Source organism: Bradyrhizobium sp. (assembly GCF_035701725.1).
Taxonomy (GTDB): Bacteria; Pseudomonadota; Alphaproteobacteria; order Rhizobiales; family Xanthobacteraceae; genus Bradyrhizobium.
In genome coordinates, this window is the sequence record NZ_DASSRP010000398.1 from 1 (window position 1) to 16,963 (window position 16,963).

The window sequence follows — 16,963 nt, forward strand, 5'->3', positions numbered from 1 at the left end:
TTGGCCGCAGGGTGATGTGAGGGCTGGGGTGCCGACGGCAGCTGACGAGCAGAAATCCACTTCGCCGACGGCGGAGCTTGCCGATCCGCCGATGCCAACCCCAGCAGTGGCCCCGGCGCCCGCTCCTGTCCTGAAAGCCCCCGCCGAAGCAGCGGTCGCGCCGCCGGTCGCCGCACGCAAGCGGCGCGTGTCCGCCCGGCGCCGACTGACCATGGGCGTGTTGCTGGTGGCCGTTCTCGGCAGCGCCGGGTGGTACGGCTATCACTGGCTCACCGTCGGCCGGTTCACGGTGTGGACCGACGATGCCTACGTCCAGGCCTATAACGCGACGCTAGCCGCCAAGGTGGCGGGCTATGTCACCGACGTTCGTGTCAACGACAATATGCGCGTGCGCGCCGGCGACATCATTGCCACGATCGATGACGGCGACTATCGGATCGCGGTCGATGCGGCGCGCAGCCGGATTGCGACCCAGCAGGCCACGATCGAGCGGCTCGGCCGCCAGGTGATCGCGCAGGAAAGCGCCGCCGAGCAGGCCAAGGCGCAACTCGCCTCCGCCGAGGCCGGATTGAAGCGCGCCGGTCTCGATTACGATCGACAGCAGCAGCTCAGCGAAAAAGGCTACGCCTCGCGGGCGACTTACGAAGTTTCCGAAGCCGGCCGCGACCAGGGCATGGCCGCCGTGAAGTCGGCCCGCGCCGCCGTCGATGCCGCGGAAAGCAATGTCGAGGTAGCGAAGGCGCAGCAGGCCGAAGCGCGCGCCCAGCTCATGGAATTGCAGAGCACGCTTGCCAAGGCCGAACGCGACCTCGATTTCACGTCGGTGCGCGCGCCGGTCGAGGGCACCTTTTCAAACCGCATGGTCAACACCGGCGATTTCATCGCGGTCGGCCAGCGCCTCGGCAACGTGGTGCCGCTCGACGAGGTCTTCATCGACGCCAATTTCAAGGAAACGCAGTTAAAGCGCATCCGGCCCGGACAGCCGGTGACGATCTCGGTCGATGCCTACGGCCATCGCAAGTTCTCAGGGATCGTCGAGAGCATCTCGCCGGCCGCGGGCTCGGTGTTCACATTGCTGCCGCCCGACAACGCCACCGGCAACTTCACCAAGATCGTGCAGCGCCTGCCGGTGCGAATTCGCGTGCCCAAGGACGTCGCACGGCAGAATCTGCTTCGCGCCGGCATGTCGGTCTACGCCACCGTCGACACCACCGACGGCGCCGCGGATGCCGAGAGCGAGGCCGACCTCGATTCGCCGACCATGATTCATCCGCAGTAATGCGGAGGCTGCGCTTCATCCACAGTCGTCACCTCTGCCCAAGGGAGAGGGAGCGCACTTCCGGTGCGGAATAGATCAGGATCGAACCAAACATGGCGACCGCCACCACCGCCGACCCAACTATGATCGCCCCGCCGGCCGAGCGCATCGAGCCGCGGCGGCTGGTGGCGTTTCTGATCATGGTGTTCGGCATGTTCATGTCGATCCTGGACATCCAGGTCGTCTCCGCCTCGCTTACCGATATCCAGGCCGGCCTTTCCGCCAGCTCTACCGAAGTCTCCTGGGTGCAGACCGCGTATCTGATCGCCGAGGTGATCGCGATCCCGCTGTCCGGCTTTCTGTCGCGCGCGCTCGGCACGCGACTCTTGTTTGCGATTTCGGCCGCCGGCTTCACGGTCGCGAGTTTTCTTTGCGGCTTCGCCTCCACGATCGAGCAGATGATCCTGTGGCGTGCGATCCAGGGTTTTCTCGGCGCCGGCATGATTCCGACCGTGTTCGCGTCCGCCTATACGGTGTTTCCGCGCTCGAAATTCTACATCGTCGGCCCGATCATCGGCCTCGTCGCGACGCTGGCGCCGACGATCGGTCCGACGGTCGGCGGCATCATCACCGATCTGATGTCCTGGCACTGGCTGTTCTTCATCAACGTGGTGCCCGGCGTCATCATCACCGTCGGCGTCCTGGCACTGGTCGATTTCGACGAGCCGAACTTCGCATTGCTCGAGCATTTCGACTGGTTCGGCCTGATCGCGATGGCAGGATTTCTCGGCGCGCTGGAATATGTGCTGGAGGAAGGGCCGCAATATGAGTGGCTGCAGGACACCTCGGTCGCGGTCTGCGCCGCGATCTGCGTCGTCTCGGCCATCGCGTTCTTCTACCGCGTGCTGACGGCGAACGAGCCGATCGTCGACATCAGGGCGTTCAAGAACCGCAATTTCGGCGTCGGCTGCCTGATCTCGTTCTGCGTCGGCATCGGTCTCTATGGGTTGACGTACATGTATCCGCGCTACCTCTCCGAAGTGCGCGGCTACAGCGCGCTGATGATCGGCGAGACCATGTTCGTTTCCGGCATCACGATGTTCCTGATGGCCCCGGTCGTCGGGCGGCTGATGCAGAAGATCGACATGCGCCTGATCATCGCTTTCGGCCTCGTCATCTTTGCGCTCGGCTCCTATCAGATGACCTGGATCACGCGGGATTACGACTTCTACGAGTTGTTGCTGCCGCAGATTCTGCGCGGCGTCGGCATGATGTGCGCGATGGTGCCGACCAACACGATTGCGCTCGGCACGCTGGAAGCCGATCGCGTCAAGAATGCCTCCGGCCTGTTCAACCTGACGCGCAATCTCGGCGGCGCGGTCGGCCTTGCGATCATCAACGAGGTGCTGAACGATCGCACCGATCTGCATATTTCACGGCTTCAGGACCGCGTCACCTGGGGCAACATCACCGCGACCGAGACACTCAACGATTTCACCCAGCGCATGCAAGGCATGGGCGATGCCGCGCTGATGGCGCTCAAGCAATTATCGCAAATCGTGCATCGGCAAGCCGTAGTGATGGGTTATGGCGACGCGTTCTTCATGCTGACGCTGTTTTATGTTGGTCTCAGCGTCATGGTCGTGCTGCTGAAGAAGCCGAACCCGGCCGCAATCGCAGGTGGCGGCGGGCACTAGTCGTCGCTTTGAGGTGATCGGCAGGTCGGTTGTCTGGCGCGGGAATCCGTGGTTGAACGGCCGCATGATGCCAGCCACAAGTCCGTTCCACCGCGCGCAAGCGGCCTCCGCGAGATGGATCGCGGCGCTGCTGGTGCTGACCGCCGCGGCCTGGCTCGTGGTGCTCGCGGGCCTGCTTGCGGTCGCGAGCCGCGTTCACGATGACATCCCCGTCGATCTGGCGGTCAAGCTGCCGCTGCTCGCATCGCATCCGGATCTGATTTTTGGCGGCGACAGCCGCATGCTCTATCAGGTCGATCCGCGCCTGGCGGCGCAGTTGCTCGGCAAGCCGGAGGGTTCGGCGGTCAATATCGCCTACGACGCCGGCGAGCCGCTGGCGCTGCTTGCCGTGATGCGCGGCGAGAGCGAACTTTTTCGCAACGCGCAGGTCGTCATCAGCGTTTCGCCATTTGTGTTCAACGATGGCGCACGTCAGGCCGTGTTTAATCCGCAGGATGTCGTCGCCCGGCTCGGCGTGTTCGGGCAAATGACGACCTATCTGCCGCTGCGCGTCTCGACGCTGATCCGATTCATCCGCGAGGCTTTCGCGTCGCGGCTGGAATCCGAGAGACATACTGGCCATCCGGTGCAGCCGCTGACCGCGTCGGGCCTGTTCTTTCTCGATAACTCGCAGCCGGAAAACCGCTGGCCGGCCGCTCTCGGTTCCCATCCGCACTATGCCCACTGGGACATCGGCGGACCCAAGGCGCGCTTGGAGACCGGTGCGCTCTGCGACATGGCAAAGCTGGCGCGGAAGGTCACCGTGGTGATACCACCCTGGGCACCGCGTTACGATCGCGCCAAGGACGCCGCATGGCGTGAAAAGGACGATCAATATGTGGCGCTGGTGACGAATGCAGGCCGCGCCTGCGGCTTCGACGTGCTCAATATCGCGTCCGTTCCGGGGATCGCGCCGGATAACTATGCCGACGAGATGCACGTCAACACCTCCGGCATTCCGATCTATACGCGATATCTGATGTCGCGGCTCAATCCCTAAGTCATCCGCGATGCTGTTCTCGTCCTATACGTTCCTGTTTCAGTTTCTGCCTGCGGTGATCCTGGCCTTCGCCGCGGCGCGGCGACACTCGCCGCGCGCCGGCATTCTGGTGCTGGCCGGCGCATCGCTGTTTTTCTACGGCGCGTGGAAGCCGGTCTATCTGGTGTTGCTGCTGGCCTCTATCGGGGCGAATTTTTCACTCGGGCTCTTGATGGAGGACGCCGCGCGCCGCCGCGCGGTCGGCATACTGGGTGTGGCGCTCAATCTCGCGCTGCTTGGCTATTTCAAATATACCAATTTCATTTTCGACAGCATCAACGCGCTGACCGGCGCGCCGCTGCCGCTCGTCAACGTCGTGTTGCCGCTCGGCATCTCCTTCTTCACATTTCAGCAGATCGCCTATCTGGTCGATGTGATGCGCGGCGCCAAGGTCGAGCGCGACGTCGTGGCCTATGCGCTGTTCGTGTCGTTCTTTCCGCACCTGATCGCGGGGCCGCTGGTTCACCACGCCGAGATGATCCCGCAGTTCAAGCGCGGGCGTACCTCGCGTTCGGCGGTGCTCGCGGCGCGGGGAATAGCGATCTTCGCCGCCGGCCTGTTCAAGAAGGTGGTGATTGCCGACAACCTGGCGCAATTCGTTTCGCCGGTCTTTGCCCATGTCGATGCCGGCGGCGCGGTCACGCCGGATTGGGCCTGGCTTTCGACGCTGTGCTACGCACTGCAGATCTATTTCGACTTTTCCGGCTATTCCGACATGGCGATCGGGCTCGCGCTATTGTTCGGCATCCGCCTGCCGGTCAATTTCCGTTCGCCCTACAAGGCGACCTCGATCATCGATTTCTGGCGGCGATGGCACATCACGCTGTCGCGCTTTCTGCGCGACTATCTCTATATTCCGCTCGGCGGCAACCGGCTCGGCGAGGCGCGGCGTTATCTCAATCTGATGCTGACGATGCTGCTTGGCGGGCTCTGGCACGGTGCGGGCTGGAATTTCCTGATCTGGGGCGGCCTTCACGGCATCTATCTCAGCCTCAACCATCTCTGGCAGCGATGGCGTGGCGCCGCGAAGGACGCGTCCTCCAATCATCTCGCCGATATCGCCGCGTGGGCTGTCACGTTTGCGGCGGTCGTGATCGCCTGGGTGTTCTTTCGCGCCAGGACCGTGGCCGGCGCGTGCGCTATGTTGCGTGCGATGTTTGGACTCGGCGGCGGAAGTTCGGCTTACGACTCGCCAGGCATTCTTCGGCTGATGGATTTGCCGATCGTGGTCGGCGAAACATATCTGCTTGCGATCGGCGGCACCGCGGTCGTGCTCGCGCTGGCGATCGCACTTTGCCTGCCCAACGTGACCGAACTCTATGGCTATCGCGAATACCGCCGCGCGCGGGAAGCCTCACGCGCTCCGCGCTGGCGGCCGAATTTCGTCTGGGCGCTGGTATCGGCGCTGGCAATCGCGGTCTCGCTGTTTGGCATGTGGCAGCGCCTCGAATTTCTCTATTTTCAATTTTGAGTGTTCGGCGCGGTGTTGCGAATCCGAAGCGATGGCTTTATAAGCGCGGCATCGTGGCTCGAACGGGGGAGATTTGCATGATTTCGACATTTTCGCAGATCGTATCCCTGCGTCCGAAACCAATCTTGGATGCTTGTCTTCCGGATACTCTGCGGGCCGGCTAACGGCCGCTAACCGACAGCATCGATCGGACCTGATGGCCCGGTCCTTTTTCCCAAGTCGTTGAAACTCAGTTCGCCGCGCGCGAGGCCTTGCCTTAATGCGTTGCGTCCAAATGGAGCCGTCGCGCGTGTGAAAGCGGGCGGAAGAGAGCCATGATTGCCGAAACCAAGAAGAGCGCCAAAAAAAGGCCGGCTGCCATCCGCGTCGTCATTCCGTTCGTGTTTGGCCACTGGCTGAAGCAGCCGAGGCTGGCTGCCGTGGTGGCCGGCGGTTTTCTCGGCGCGACCGTCGCCGATCTGTTCATGCCGATTTACTCCGGCCGCCTGGTTGACGCGCTTGCCCTCGGCACGGCGCAGAATGGTGCGCGGCACGATGCGTTCGTCGCCTTCGGCGGCATCGTCGCGCTCGGATTGCTATCGATCGTGCTGCGGATTATCGGCATGCAGGCGATCGTGCCGTTCACGCTGCGGATCATGTCGGATGTCGCGCGAGAGGCTTTCGCGCGCGTGCAGCGCTTTTCGACCGACTGGCACGCCAACAGCTTTGCCGGCTCGACCGTGCGCAAGGTCACCCGCGGCATGTGGGCGCTCGATCTCTACAACGACACGATATTGATGGCGTTGTTGCCGTCGCTGATCGTGCTGCTCGGCTCGATGATCCTGCTCGGATTGCATTGGACGCTGCTTGGCCTGGTCGCCGCATTGGGGACGCTGGTCTATGTCCCGATGACGGTGTTGTTCTCGACGCAATATATCGCGCCGGCGGCGCGGATCTCCAACGCCTGGGACACCAAGGTTGGCGGCACGCTGGCCGACGCCTTGACCTGCAACGCCGTGGTGAAGTCCTTCGGCGCGGAAGCGCGCGAAGACGTGAGACTGGCGCGTGTGCTGGGCCGCTGGCAACGGCGCGTGAACCGCACCTGGCTGCGCTACAATTACACCAATGCCGCGCAGCTCGCGGTTCTGTTGTGCCTGCGCGGTTCTGTGATCGGCGGCGCCTTGCTGCTCTGGATCTATGGCCGCGCCACACCGGGCGATGTGACTTACGTGCTCACGAGCTATTACGTGATCCACGCGTACCTGCGCGATGTCGGCATGCACATCAACAACCTGCAGCGTTCGGTGAACGACATGGAGGAGCTGGTTGCGATCCATGACGAGGCGATGGACATCGTCGATGCGCCCGGCGCGGTTCCGATCCGGATCGCAAGCGGTCACCTCGTGTTTGAGGACGTGACGTTCCATTACGGTGGACATCAGACCCCGCTGTATACGGGCCTGTCGGTCGACATTCGCGCCGGCGAGCGTGTCGGGCTCGTCGGCCGGTCCGGCTCGGGCAAGACGACGTTCGTCAAGCTGCTTCAGCGACTGTACGACGTCTCGGGCGGACGCATCCTGATCGACGGGCAGAACATTGCCGAGGTGACGCAACAATCGCTGCGCAGCCAGATCGCCATCGTGCAGCAGGAGCCGATCCTGTTTCACCGCTCGCTCGCCGAGAACATCGCCTATGGCCGGCCCGACGCCGGGGAGGCTGCAATCGAGCGCGCGGCGCGGCTCGCCAATGCGCACGATTTCATCCGGCGGCTGCCGAAGGGTTACGGCACGCTGGTCGGCGAACGCGGCATCAAGCTCTCAGGGGGCGAGCGTCAACGCGTGGCGCTGGCGCGCGCGTTCCTGGCCGACGCGCCGATCCTGATCCTGGACGAAGCGACCTCGAGCCTGGATTCGGAATCGGAGGCGCTGATCACGGAGGCGATGGAGCGGCTGATGAAGGGGCGGACCTCGATCGTGATCGCGCATCGCCTCTCGACGGTGCGCGGCCTCGACCGGATCCTGGTCTTCGACCAGGGCAGGATCGTCGAGCAGGGCACCCATGCGGCGCTGACCCGACGAAGCGCAGGGGTCTATCGGGGGCTGTTCGAACGTCAGGCCTTCGAGCTTACGACCAGCGCGGCGGCGGTGTGATGCGAAAGGCATCGCGGCCGCCGGCCGGCTATGGCAACGGCAGGCTGCTCCATACCAGCGTCACGCCGGACAGAAACAGCAAGCCGAGCACGACGTCGCGAAAGTTGCCGTCGTTCAGGACGTGATAGGTGCGGGCGCCGATCCAGGCACCGCCGATCGTTGCCGGCAATACCACAAGCGCGAGCCACATGGTTTCGCGCGTGATCAGCCCGGAACCTGCCTGCGCGAGCAGCGCGGCAGCGAGGATGGTCCAGTTGAAGGTCTGGAACAGGCCGCGGCGCGCATCCTTGCCCCAGCCGCGAATGCTCGCCCACAGGATCGGAACGGGACCCGACAGGCCGGCGAGGCCGCCAAGCACGCCGCCGGCAAATCCGATGGCGGTGTCGGCGGTCTTGCCGCCGATGTCGGAGGCGAACGGCGCGCGCTGGAAATACAGCGCCGCCGGAAAGATCAGCAGCAGGATGCCGACGGCCAGTTTGAACAGGTGCGGGTCGGCATAGGCGACCAGGAGCGTGCCGACCGGCACGCCGGCGAGGCCACCGACGACGAAGGGCCATATCAGCTTGAAGTCAATCGACCGCCAGATCGACGGCATGGTCCAGGTCTGGGCGATGATGGAGCAGATCAGCACCAGCTGGACCGCCACATCGGGCTTCACGACATAAAGCCAGATGCCGAGCGCCATCAGTGCGGTGCCGAAACCCGCAAGCCCCGATACAAAGCCGCCGGCCAGCGCGCCGAACAACAGCACCGCAACCGTCATTGCGTTCATTTTTTATTGGCCGTCGTTGCGCCGGGGTCCGAAGATCGCGGTGTAAAGATCGGTGGTATGACCACCGGAGGGGATGCCGTAGGCGGTCGGAGCGTCCGGCTCCGGCGGCGGCGCGGGCGGGGCGGGTTGTTGTGCGACTTGCACGGGAGCTGGCTGCGGCGCAGCCGGCTGAGGCGCGCGGCTCGCCGGTGTGGTCCGTCCCGATCGTGCTGGACTCGGGCCTACCGCGTTCGGCTGAACGGGTGCGGCCGGTTGCGCATCGACAGGCGGGACTGGCTGCGCGGTGGCAACCGTCGTTGCGGGCGCAGGTTGGGTTTGGCGCGAGCCGAAGAATTCGGTGTAGAGATCGGTGGTCGTGCCCTCGCTGGTGATGCCGTACATGGTCTTGTACGGCTGCTCGCTTTGAGCCGAGGCCTGCGCTGACGTCGCGTTGTTCGCAGCCGTGCATCCGGCAGCAGCGACCGCGATGGCTGCGAGCGCGAACGCGACCCGGATGCGACACAATGCGCGGCTCAAGAGGTTCCCCCTGACCGGTGGTCCGGCCGATCTTGCAAGCAATAGAGCGCCGATATGGCGCTCGCAAGGCAAAGAAGGGACGGCGGTGGTCGGCGGGACAGGCCCCAAAATGGCGAGGGGCCCGGCGGATTTCCGCCGAACCCCTCGTTGATCAGCATCAGCCGGCCTGTAAGCCGGGTTCTGTAGGGCCTTGCCCGCGTTGCCGCGAACAAGACGTGACGGCCATTCCTCTGGGACCAGGCTTGCGCATGGCCTCGAGCAACCTACCCGGACGGCGAGCCTGACATCGCTCCCGCGGGCATTATCGCTTTCGCGAACGACCCGCGTTGCCATCCCTATTCGGTCTTGCTCCCGGTGGGGTTTACCTTGCCGGTTCCGTTGCCGGACCCGCGGTGCGCTCTTACCGCACCTTTTCACCCTTACTGCCTCCCGAAGGAGGAAGCGGTTCGTTCTCTGTGGCACTTTCCCTGGGGTTGCCCCCGCCGGAAGTTATCCGGCACCGTATGTCGATGGAGCCCGGACTTTCCTCTCCTTTTGAGGGGAGCGGCCGTCCGGCCGACTGACGGTTAAGGCATGGGGTTTATGGCGGAGGCCGTCAAGCGGTTAGCCCGGCCAAACGCGAGCCAAAAATAATTATCGTGAAGATGTCGTTTGGCGGCAGGCCTCTTCGACTAGATGTCGGCAATAACGCCGATCCAATGGGAGCAGAGCGATGCAGTATTTGCTGATGATTTACTCGAACGAAGCTGAGTATGCCAAGCTCGATGCGGCAACCGGCCAGAAGATGATGGCGGAATTTCAGGCCTTCACGCAGTCCATCATCCAGAGCGGCAACTTCAAGGCCGGTGACCGGCTGCAACCGACATCGACCGCGACCACGGTGCGGGTCCGTGACGGCAAGATGCTCACCACCGACGGCCCGTTTGCCGAGACCCGCGAGCAACTCGGTGGCTACTACTTGATCGAAGCCAAGGATCTCGACACTGCGATCGGCATCGCCGCACGCATTCCGAGCGCAAAATATGGGTATGGTTCGATCGAGGTCCGCCCGATCTGGGTGTATAACTGACGGCGAAGGATGACCCCAGCCGAGATCGAAAAAATCTTTCGCGACGAGACGGGGCGGGCGCTTGCCACGCTGATCCGTCTCGTCGGCGATTTCGATCTCGCCGAAGACGTGCTCCAGGAGGCGTTCGCGGCCGCGCTGGAACGCTGGTCTTCGGCCGAGATGCCGGCCAACCCGCGGGCCTGGCTGGTCAGCGTCGCGCGCAACAAGGCGATCGACCGCATCCGCCGGCAAGTCGCCTTTCGCCAGAAAGCGGCCGAGTTGACCCACGAGACGCTGCTGAACGCTGTGTGCTTGCCGGAGGAAGACAGTGCCGTCCTCGACGATGACATGCTGCGGCTGATTTTCACCTGCTGCCATCCGTCGTTCGCGGCCGAAGTGCAGGTCGCCTTGACGCTGCGTACCGTCTGCGGGCTCTCCAATGCGCAAACTGCGCGCGCCTTTTTGGTGAGCGAGGAAGCGATGGGCCAGCGCCTGGTCCGCGCCAAGCAGAAGATCAAGCTTGCGGGCATTCCCTACGAGGTGCCCGATCGCGACGCGCTGGCGCAGCGGCTGCGCGGCGTGCTCGCGGTGATCTATCTGGTTTTCACCGAAGGCTATGTCGCAACCTCCGGCGAGGCGTTGATGCGGCCTGATCTCGCGCGTGAAGCGATCCGGCTGGCGCGTCTGCTCGATCGCCTGATGCCCGGCCGCCGCGAGGTGAAGGGCCTGCTCGCCTTGATGCTGCTGCACGATGCGCGTCGCGCCGGGCGGCAGACCGAGGCGGGCGACATTGTGCTGCTCGAAGAGCAGGACCGCTCGCTCTGGGATCGGAACCAGATCGCCGAAGGGCTGCGTCTTGTGGATGAGGCGTTGCAACTGCCGGGCTTGCCGGAACCTTACGCGGTGCAGGCCGCGATCGCAGCGCTCCATGCGCAGGCGCCAGGCCACGCGGATACCGACTGGAAACAGATCGCCGGCCTCTACGAGGTGCTGCTGCGGATCAGCCCGTCACCGGTGATCGAACTCAATCACGCTGCCGCCATTTCGATGGTCGATGGTCCGGCGCGTGCGCTCGATCTGATCGAGGCCTTGCAGGCCCGCGGCGCGCTCGACGGCTATGAACTGTTGCCGGCGGTGCGCGCCGACCTGCTGCGCCGGCTCGGCCGGCATCAGGCGGCGCGCGAGGCTTACCTTGAGGCAACGGTCGCCACGCAGCTCGAACCGTTGCGACGGCTCTATGCGCGCAGACTGGCCGAACTCGATTGCGTCAGCTCTTCGCCGCTGGTGTGGCGACACTGACGTTCCTTTCAGGGGTGCTGCGAGCTCTCGGAAGCAACGTCAGAGTCAAAGCCACACTGGAATTATATATTCGCTGGTGTCCCTTTGGTCCTGACATTCGTAATAGTGCCCGCCGCGACAGGATACGAATGTCAGGACTGGGACACTAGAACCATGTCGTCGATGACGAGCGCGTCGATGCCGGATTTGCGGAAGGTGACGATCGCATCGGTCGGCGTGCACACGATCGGCTCGCTGTCGTTGAAGGAGGTGTTGACGACGATGGGCACGCCGGTCAGCTTGTGGAACGCCGAAATCAGTTCGTGATAGCGCGGGTTGAGCTTGCGGCTGACGAGCTGGACGCGGGCAGTGCCGTCCTTGTGTACGACCGCCGGGATGCGGTCGAGCTTGTCGGCATTGACCTTCGGCGTGAACAGCATGAACTCGTGGCTTGCCGAACGCGGTCCGACGTCGAACCAGTCGTCGGCGTGTTCGGCGAGCACGCTCGGCGCGAACGGGCGGAAGTCCTCGCGGTGCTTGACCTTTTGGTTGAGGATATCGCGCATCTCCGGCCGGCGTGGATCGGCCAGCAGCGAGCGGTTGCCGAGCGCACGCGGGCCGAACTCCATCCGCCCCTGAAACCAGGCGACGATCTTGCCGTCGGCGATCATCTTGGCGGCCTCGCTTGCCGGCGATTTGCTTCGCCGCGCCTTCAGACCCGATGCCTTGATCGCAGCCTCGATCTCGCGCCGGTTGAACGACGGGCCGAGATAGGGCGTCGAGTAGCCGCGCTGCGGCGGTTTTTTCTGCGTGTCGACGTGCACCGCGAAGGCGGCGCCGATCGCGGTGCCGGCGTCATGCGGCGCCGATGGAATGAAGAGATTGGCGAACTCGCCTGATTTCTGCGCCACCTCGTTGGCGACGCAATTGAGGCCGACACCGCCGGCGAGGCAGAGGTTTTCGAACGGCACAAGATGCTTGATGCGGCGGATCAGCGCCATCACGGCGGCATCCGTCGCCTCCTGAAGTGCGGCCGCGATGTCGCCGTGTCTTGGTTCAAACGGATCGTCCTCCTGGCGCGGCGGGCCGAACAAGGCCACGACCTTGTCATGGCTTTCCGCCGTCATGCCGAGGAAGCCTTGCGCTATTCCGAAATTCTCCTGCTCGGAGCGAATGATCGATTGAAATTTTTCCCGGTAGACCGCGGGATTGCCGTAGGCGGCAAGCCCCATGGTCTTTGAGGCGTCGTAATGCGAGAAGCCGAGATAGCCGGAGAACAATTCCCACAGGAAACCCAGGGAATGCGGGTAGTCGAAGATCTCGACTTCCTTGACGCTGGTGCCGACCGCTTTGGCGAGCGATGCGCCGGCGGTCTCGCCGATGCCGTCGATGGTGAGAACGGCGGCGCGGTCGAAGCCCGAAGGAAAATAGGCCGAAGCGGCATGCGCCAGATGGTGGGAAACGAAATGCAGTTTCTTGCCGAGCGTGCGTCCAAACAGTTCGTCGAGGGCTGCCGGCACCTGACCGATGCGAAGGCGGAAGGTCTCTTCGAACTTGGGGTCCCACCATTCGCGCCGATACGATTTTTGGCGCCGCTTGGGATCGAAGGAGTATCCGACCTGATCGATGTCGCGCGCGGTGAGCCCGGCGGCCTTCAAACAGTAGCGGATCGCGCGCTCGGGCAGTTGGTGCGGGTTGTCGAAGCTCGCTTCCTTGCCGTGCTTGATGCGGTTGAACCGCTCTTCCTCCACCGCCGCGACCAGCTTGCCGTCGACGAGCAGCGCCGCGGCCGACTCGTGGTACACGCAGTTAATTCCAAGGACGTTTGCCACTTACTCCACTCCTCCCATTCCTGACTTCAGCGGGCGACGGTCGCCTGTTCCACGGCAACAGCCGCCCGGAATCGGACCGCCGGGCAGATGCTCCGGGGGGCTAACCCTTTGTAATCAGGGCTATGCCCGCGGTTCAATTCCCGATGTCTTGGATCGTCCTGCTGTGCTGAACCAGGGCTGAACGCAGTCGCCAAAATAAACGAGCCCAGGCATTCGCCGTCGCGTCCGGATCCCGCGACGGATTGTTGAAAGGGCCTCATTCTCCCGTGCCGAAATGATGGGAGTCAACGGCAGTTATTGGCGGCAATTGGGCGTTAAGTTGTCGCGGCCGCCGTGGCATCCGCCGGCAGGCTGGCAAGCAGCGATTGCAGCGTGACCAGCGTCGAATGATCGGCCACGCCGTCGACCCGTGCGGGGCGGAAATGACGCTGGAAGGCGGTGACCACTTCCATCGTCGTGGTGTCGTATTTGCCGGTGACGGGAACGCCGTAGCCGTAGCGGGCGAGCGCCAGTTGCAGATCGCGCACCGCGTCGCTGATCGTGCCCAGCTTGAGCCCTTCGCTGCGCACGATCGGCGCCGGCTGAACCCAGTGGCCGACGCCGGAATTGGCCATCGAATGCCATGGAAATTTTTCGCCGGGGTCTTTCTTGCGCGAGGGCGCAACGTCCGAATGCCCCAGCACCCGGTGCGAGGGCACGTTGCGGCGAAGCATGATGCCGCGGCACAGTGCGATGACGGCTGCAATCTGGCGCAGCGGATATTCAGGATAGCCCCAATCGTGCCCGCGGTTGACGATTTCAACACCGATCGAACAGGAGTTGATGTCGTCCTCGCCGGCCCAGGTGGCGACGCCGGCATGCCAGGCGCGCTTGGATTCCGGCACGCATTGGATGATGCGGCCGTCTTCCAGGACGATGTAATGCGCCGAGACGTCGGTGCCGGCCGTGCAAAGCTGGGCGATCGCACCCTGGACGTCGGGCATGCCCGTGTAGTGCAGCAGGATCATATCCGGGGTTCGGCCCTTGTTCCGCTCGCCGAAATTGGCCGACGGGATGACGTCGGAGGCGATTGAGGAATCGGGATTGAAGGTCTGCATGTTCGCGATCGGCCGGGGCAGCGGGGTGGCGCGCCGCTTCGAATCAGGAACAGGAGATGCGAACGAACCGAGCGACATATCACTACTCAAAAGCAGGCAGGACAACGGCAACGGCATATTTTCAAAATATCCCGCCACTATTCTCCCACGTTGGTGGGCACGCAATCTCATAGCCGGATTCGCGCCTGCATTTTGCCCAACTGTGTGCGGAACGCATCACTTCCCGGTGCACCGGTGGATAACTGGGCGCTTGAGGCATTCGGAAAGCCGGTCGCTGATCGGTCTGCGGGGTCGTCAACGCTTTCTTAACGCTACCTGTCGTTACTAACTGGTGAAGAGCTGTGCCCGGTTTTCGGCCTGGTTGGCGCCGCCGGCTTGGGGCTACGCCGTGCCGCGCGCCTTGAGGCCGGGTCGGGAACCGGCGGTGGGGGCTTGAAGCATAGGTTTGACGTGCCTGTTCGAATCCCAGGGTCGCAGGAAGGGACGCCGCACGTTTCGGCGAAGCTGCGAGGCTGGGCGCGGATCAGGCTGGCTGGCCCACGAATTCCGTCTTTACGTCGCTCCGTAGCGCCGGATGGCCGAGGCAAAAGTCTGTTATCGAGGCGCCATGGACTGCCAAGCCTCCGAGTTCCCTGTTCGGCTCCGGCTCCGGCTCTTGCCGGGAGACCCGTCATGACCGAGCCGGCCGAGCGTTCGCGTCACATTCCCGTGCTCGGGCGCGAGGTGCTCGCCTGGCTGGCTCCGCGCCAGGGCGGGGTCTATGTCGATGCGACCTTCGGCGCCGGCGGCTATAGCCGGGCGATCCTGCAAATCCCGAACGCGCGCGTCATCGGCATCGACCGCGACCGCACTGCGATTGCCGGCGGGTTCGATCTTGTCGATCGCTCGGACGGACGCCTGACGCTGGTCGAGGACCGCTTCTCCAACCTCGCCGAAGTCTGTGCCGCGCAAGGCGTGGACGCGGTCGACGGCGTCGTCATGGATATCGGCGTGTCCTCGATGCAGCTCGATGGAGCCGCGCGCGGCTTTTCGTTCCGCAACGACGGTCCGCTCGACATGCGGATGGGGCAGGACGGCGTCAGCGCGGCGGACGTGATCGCCAAAGCCTCGGAGGCCAATCTCGCCAACATCATCTATATCTTCGGCGAAGAACGTCACTCGCGCGCTGTGGCGCGGGCGATCGTCGCCGCGCGCAAGGAGGCCCCGATCACATCGACCCGCGCGCTCGCCGATCTCGTGGCCCGGGTCGTTCGCGCCAAGCCAGGCGATATTCACCCGGCGACGCGAACGTTTCAGGGCTTGCGGATCTTCGTCAACGGCGAACTGGACGAACTGCATCTGGCGCTTGCCGCGGCTGAGCGCGTGCTCAAGCCCGGCGGGCGGCTGGTCGTGGTGTCGTTCCATTCGCTGGAAGACCGCATCGTCAAGAACTTCCTTGGCGAGCGTGCCAGGACCGGCGGCGGCTCACGGCATCAGCCCGAAGCCGCGCAGGTCGCCCCGAGCTTTGCCATTCTCACCAAGCGGCCGGTCGTCGCCGGCGAGGACGAGGTCGCCGCCAATCCGCGGGCGCGGTCCGCGAAATTGCGCGCCGCCGCGCGCACCGAGGCGCCGGCCCATCGCCGCGGCGAATTGCCGGAGTGGCCGACGCTGGCCAGCGTGATGAGGGGAGGCTGAGCCATGCGCATCATCCATCTCCTTGTGATCGGCGCTTTGGTGTTCGCCGCCGCCTATGTCTACCGGATCAAGATGGAATCGACCGAGCGCACAGAGCGTGTGCTGCGGCTGCGCGCGCAAATTCGCGAAGAGCGCGATGCGATCGCGGTGTTGCGTGCCGAATGGGCCAAGCTCGATTCGCCGCTGCGGCTGCAAGGGCTCACCGAGCGTCACCTGCCCCTCAAGCCGCTCAACGCCACCCAATACGATTCCCTCAAGAACCTGCCTGATCGGCCGCCGAGCCTCGTGAAACCCGGCGATCCCGATCCGATCGGTTCGATGCTCGAAACCATCGAAGCATCGTCCGATGCGCCGGCGACGACGGGTTCGATCCCGGCCCAGGAGGGACAGCGATGACCGCTCGCCTGCCTGCCCTGCAACAACGCGAACCCTGGCGCCAGCGGCTGGTCCGCAGCCTGCTTTACGGGCGCAATGTCGACCGCGCCGCCAAAGCGCGCGCCCGCGTCGGCTTCGTGATGCTGGCCTTTGTCGCGGTCTATGCCGTGATCGGAGGCCGGCTTGTGATGTTTGCGACCGGTACCGACAGCCACAGTGCACGGCGCAGCGCCACGCAGGATGCGATTGCGACCGCGCGGCCGGACATCGTCGACCGCAACGGCGAAATTCTCGCAACCGACGTCAAGGCACCCAGCCTGTTCGGCGAACCGCGCCGCATCATTGACAAGGACGAGGCCATCGAACTTCTGACCGCGACCTTGCCCGATCTCGACACCATCGAAACGCGCGAGCGCCTGTCGGGCCGCAAAGGCTTCGTCTGGCTCAAGCGCGAAATTACCCCGCAGCAGCAGCAGGAAATTCACCGGCTCGGAATTCCCGGCATCGGCTTCCTGCGCGAGAACAAGCGCGTCTATCCGACCGGCAACGAGGTCGCGCACCTGATCGGCCTCGTCAACATCGACAACCAGGGCATCGCCGGGATGGAGAAGTGGCTGGACAATAATGGTCTGGCCGATCTGCATCGCGCGGGCTTCGCCACCGACCGTCTGCAGCGGCCGATTGAACTGTCGGTGGACTTGCGCGTCGAGCACGCGTTGCGCGACGAGTTGCTCAAAG

The 16,963-nt window shown here is 64.1% G+C and carries 13 protein-coding genes, 1 other RNA gene and 1 pseudogene; 10 read left to right on the top strand and 5 right to left on the bottom strand.

Annotation, left to right across the window (positions count from 1 at the left end):
* Nucleotides 1-28 precede the first annotated feature (28 nt).
* From VFL62_RS24070 to VFL62_RS24090, 5 genes are all read left to right on the top strand, one after another.
* The gene (locus VFL62_RS24070) at nucleotides 29-1,279 is read left to right on the top strand and encodes an HlyD family secretion protein (protein WP_414644832.1); all 1,251 of its coding nucleotides are present in this window, start codon (nucleotides 29-31) and stop codon (nucleotides 1,277-1,279) included.
* Nucleotides 1,280-1,371: 92 nt separating this feature from the next.
* A complete protein-coding gene (locus tag VFL62_RS24075) occupies nucleotides 1,372-2,955 on the top strand; it encodes a DHA2 family efflux MFS transporter permease subunit (RefSeq protein ID WP_325174895.1) in 1,584 nt (527 codons plus the stop codon).
* A gap of 64 nt (nucleotides 2,956-3,019) precedes the next feature.
* Nucleotides 3,020-3,994, top strand: a complete 975-nt coding sequence (locus VFL62_RS24080; RefSeq protein ID WP_325174896.1) for a hypothetical protein — start codon at nucleotides 3,020-3,022, stop codon at nucleotides 3,992-3,994.
* A gap of 10 nt (nucleotides 3,995-4,004) precedes the next feature.
* Nucleotides 4,005-5,504 carry an MBOAT family protein gene (locus tag VFL62_RS24085; protein ID WP_325174897.1) on the top strand — a complete coding sequence of 500 codons (1,500 nt, stop codon included), beginning with the start codon at nucleotides 4,005-4,007 and terminating at the stop codon, nucleotides 5,502-5,504.
* Between the two features lie 314 nt (nucleotides 5,505-5,818).
* Complete coding sequence (locus VFL62_RS24090; protein ID WP_325174898.1) at nucleotides 5,819-7,633, top strand: ABC transporter ATP-binding protein; 1,815 nt, start codon at nucleotides 5,819-5,821, stop codon at nucleotides 7,631-7,633.
* A 28-nt stretch (nucleotides 7,634-7,661) separates the two neighbouring features.
* Here the strand turns inward: VFL62_RS24090 and VFL62_RS24095 are convergent, their stop codons facing one another.
* The 3 genes from VFL62_RS24095 to rnpB all read right to left on the bottom strand — a co-directional run bounded on the left by VFL62_RS24095 (nucleotide 7,662) and on the right by rnpB (nucleotide 9,484).
* A complete protein-coding gene (locus tag VFL62_RS24095; protein ID WP_325174899.1) occupies nucleotides 7,662-8,405 on the bottom strand; it encodes a sulfite exporter TauE/SafE family protein in 744 nt (247 codons plus the stop codon).
* A 3-nt stretch (nucleotides 8,406-8,408) separates the two neighbouring features.
* A complete protein-coding gene (locus tag VFL62_RS24100; protein ID WP_325174900.1) occupies nucleotides 8,409-8,921 on the bottom strand; it encodes a hypothetical protein in 513 nt (170 codons plus the stop codon).
* A gap of 153 nt (nucleotides 8,922-9,074) precedes the next feature.
* An RNA gene (gene rnpB / locus VFL62_RS24105) (RNase P RNA component class A) lies at nucleotides 9,075-9,484 on the bottom strand.
* Nucleotides 9,485-9,633: 149 nt separating this feature from the next.
* Between rnpB and VFL62_RS24110 the strand changes: the two genes are divergently transcribed.
* Both VFL62_RS24110 and VFL62_RS24115 read left to right on the top strand, forming a co-directional pair.
* Entirely contained in the window at nucleotides 9,634-9,990 is a 357-nt protein-coding gene (locus tag VFL62_RS24110) for a YciI family protein (protein ID WP_325174901.1), read from the top strand.
* Between the two features lie 9 nt (nucleotides 9,991-9,999).
* On the top strand, nucleotides 10,000-11,268 hold the full coding sequence (locus VFL62_RS24115) for an RNA polymerase sigma factor (RefSeq protein ID WP_325174902.1): 1,269 nt from the start codon (nucleotides 10,000-10,002) through the stop codon (nucleotides 11,266-11,268).
* Nucleotides 11,269-11,399: 131 nt separating this feature from the next.
* On the opposite strand, the gene VFL62_RS24120 is transcribed toward VFL62_RS24115, so the two are convergent.
* Entirely contained in the window at nucleotides 11,400-13,052 is a 1,653-nt protein-coding gene (locus tag VFL62_RS24120) for a carbamoyltransferase family protein (RefSeq protein ID WP_414644831.1), read from the bottom strand.
* A gap of 341 nt (nucleotides 13,053-13,393) precedes the next feature.
* Nucleotides 13,394-14,176 (bottom strand): N-acetylmuramoyl-L-alanine amidase, encoded by a 783-nt coding sequence (locus VFL62_RS24125; protein WP_325174907.1) that lies wholly within the window; start codon nucleotides 14,174-14,176, stop codon nucleotides 13,394-13,396.
* Nucleotides 14,177-14,848: 672 nt separating this feature from the next.
* Here VFL62_RS24125 and rsmH point away from each other — a divergent pair.
* From rsmH to VFL62_RS24140, 3 genes and pseudogenes are all read left to right on the top strand, one after another.
* Nucleotides 14,849-15,850 carry a 16S rRNA (cytosine(1402)-N(4))-methyltransferase RsmH gene (gene rsmH, locus VFL62_RS24130; protein WP_325174904.1) on the top strand — a complete coding sequence of 334 codons (1,002 nt, stop codon included), beginning with the start codon at nucleotides 14,849-14,851 and terminating at the stop codon, nucleotides 15,848-15,850.
* A gap of 3 nt (nucleotides 15,851-15,853) precedes the next feature.
* Entirely contained in the window at nucleotides 15,854-16,246 is a 393-nt protein-coding gene (gene ftsL, locus VFL62_RS24135; RefSeq protein ID WP_325174905.1) for a cell division protein FtsL, read from the top strand.
* Nucleotides 16,243-16,963 (top strand): annotated as a pseudogene (locus VFL62_RS24140) (penicillin-binding protein 2); the annotation flags it as partial. The gene ftsL and the pseudogene VFL62_RS24140, both read left to right, overlap by 4 nt.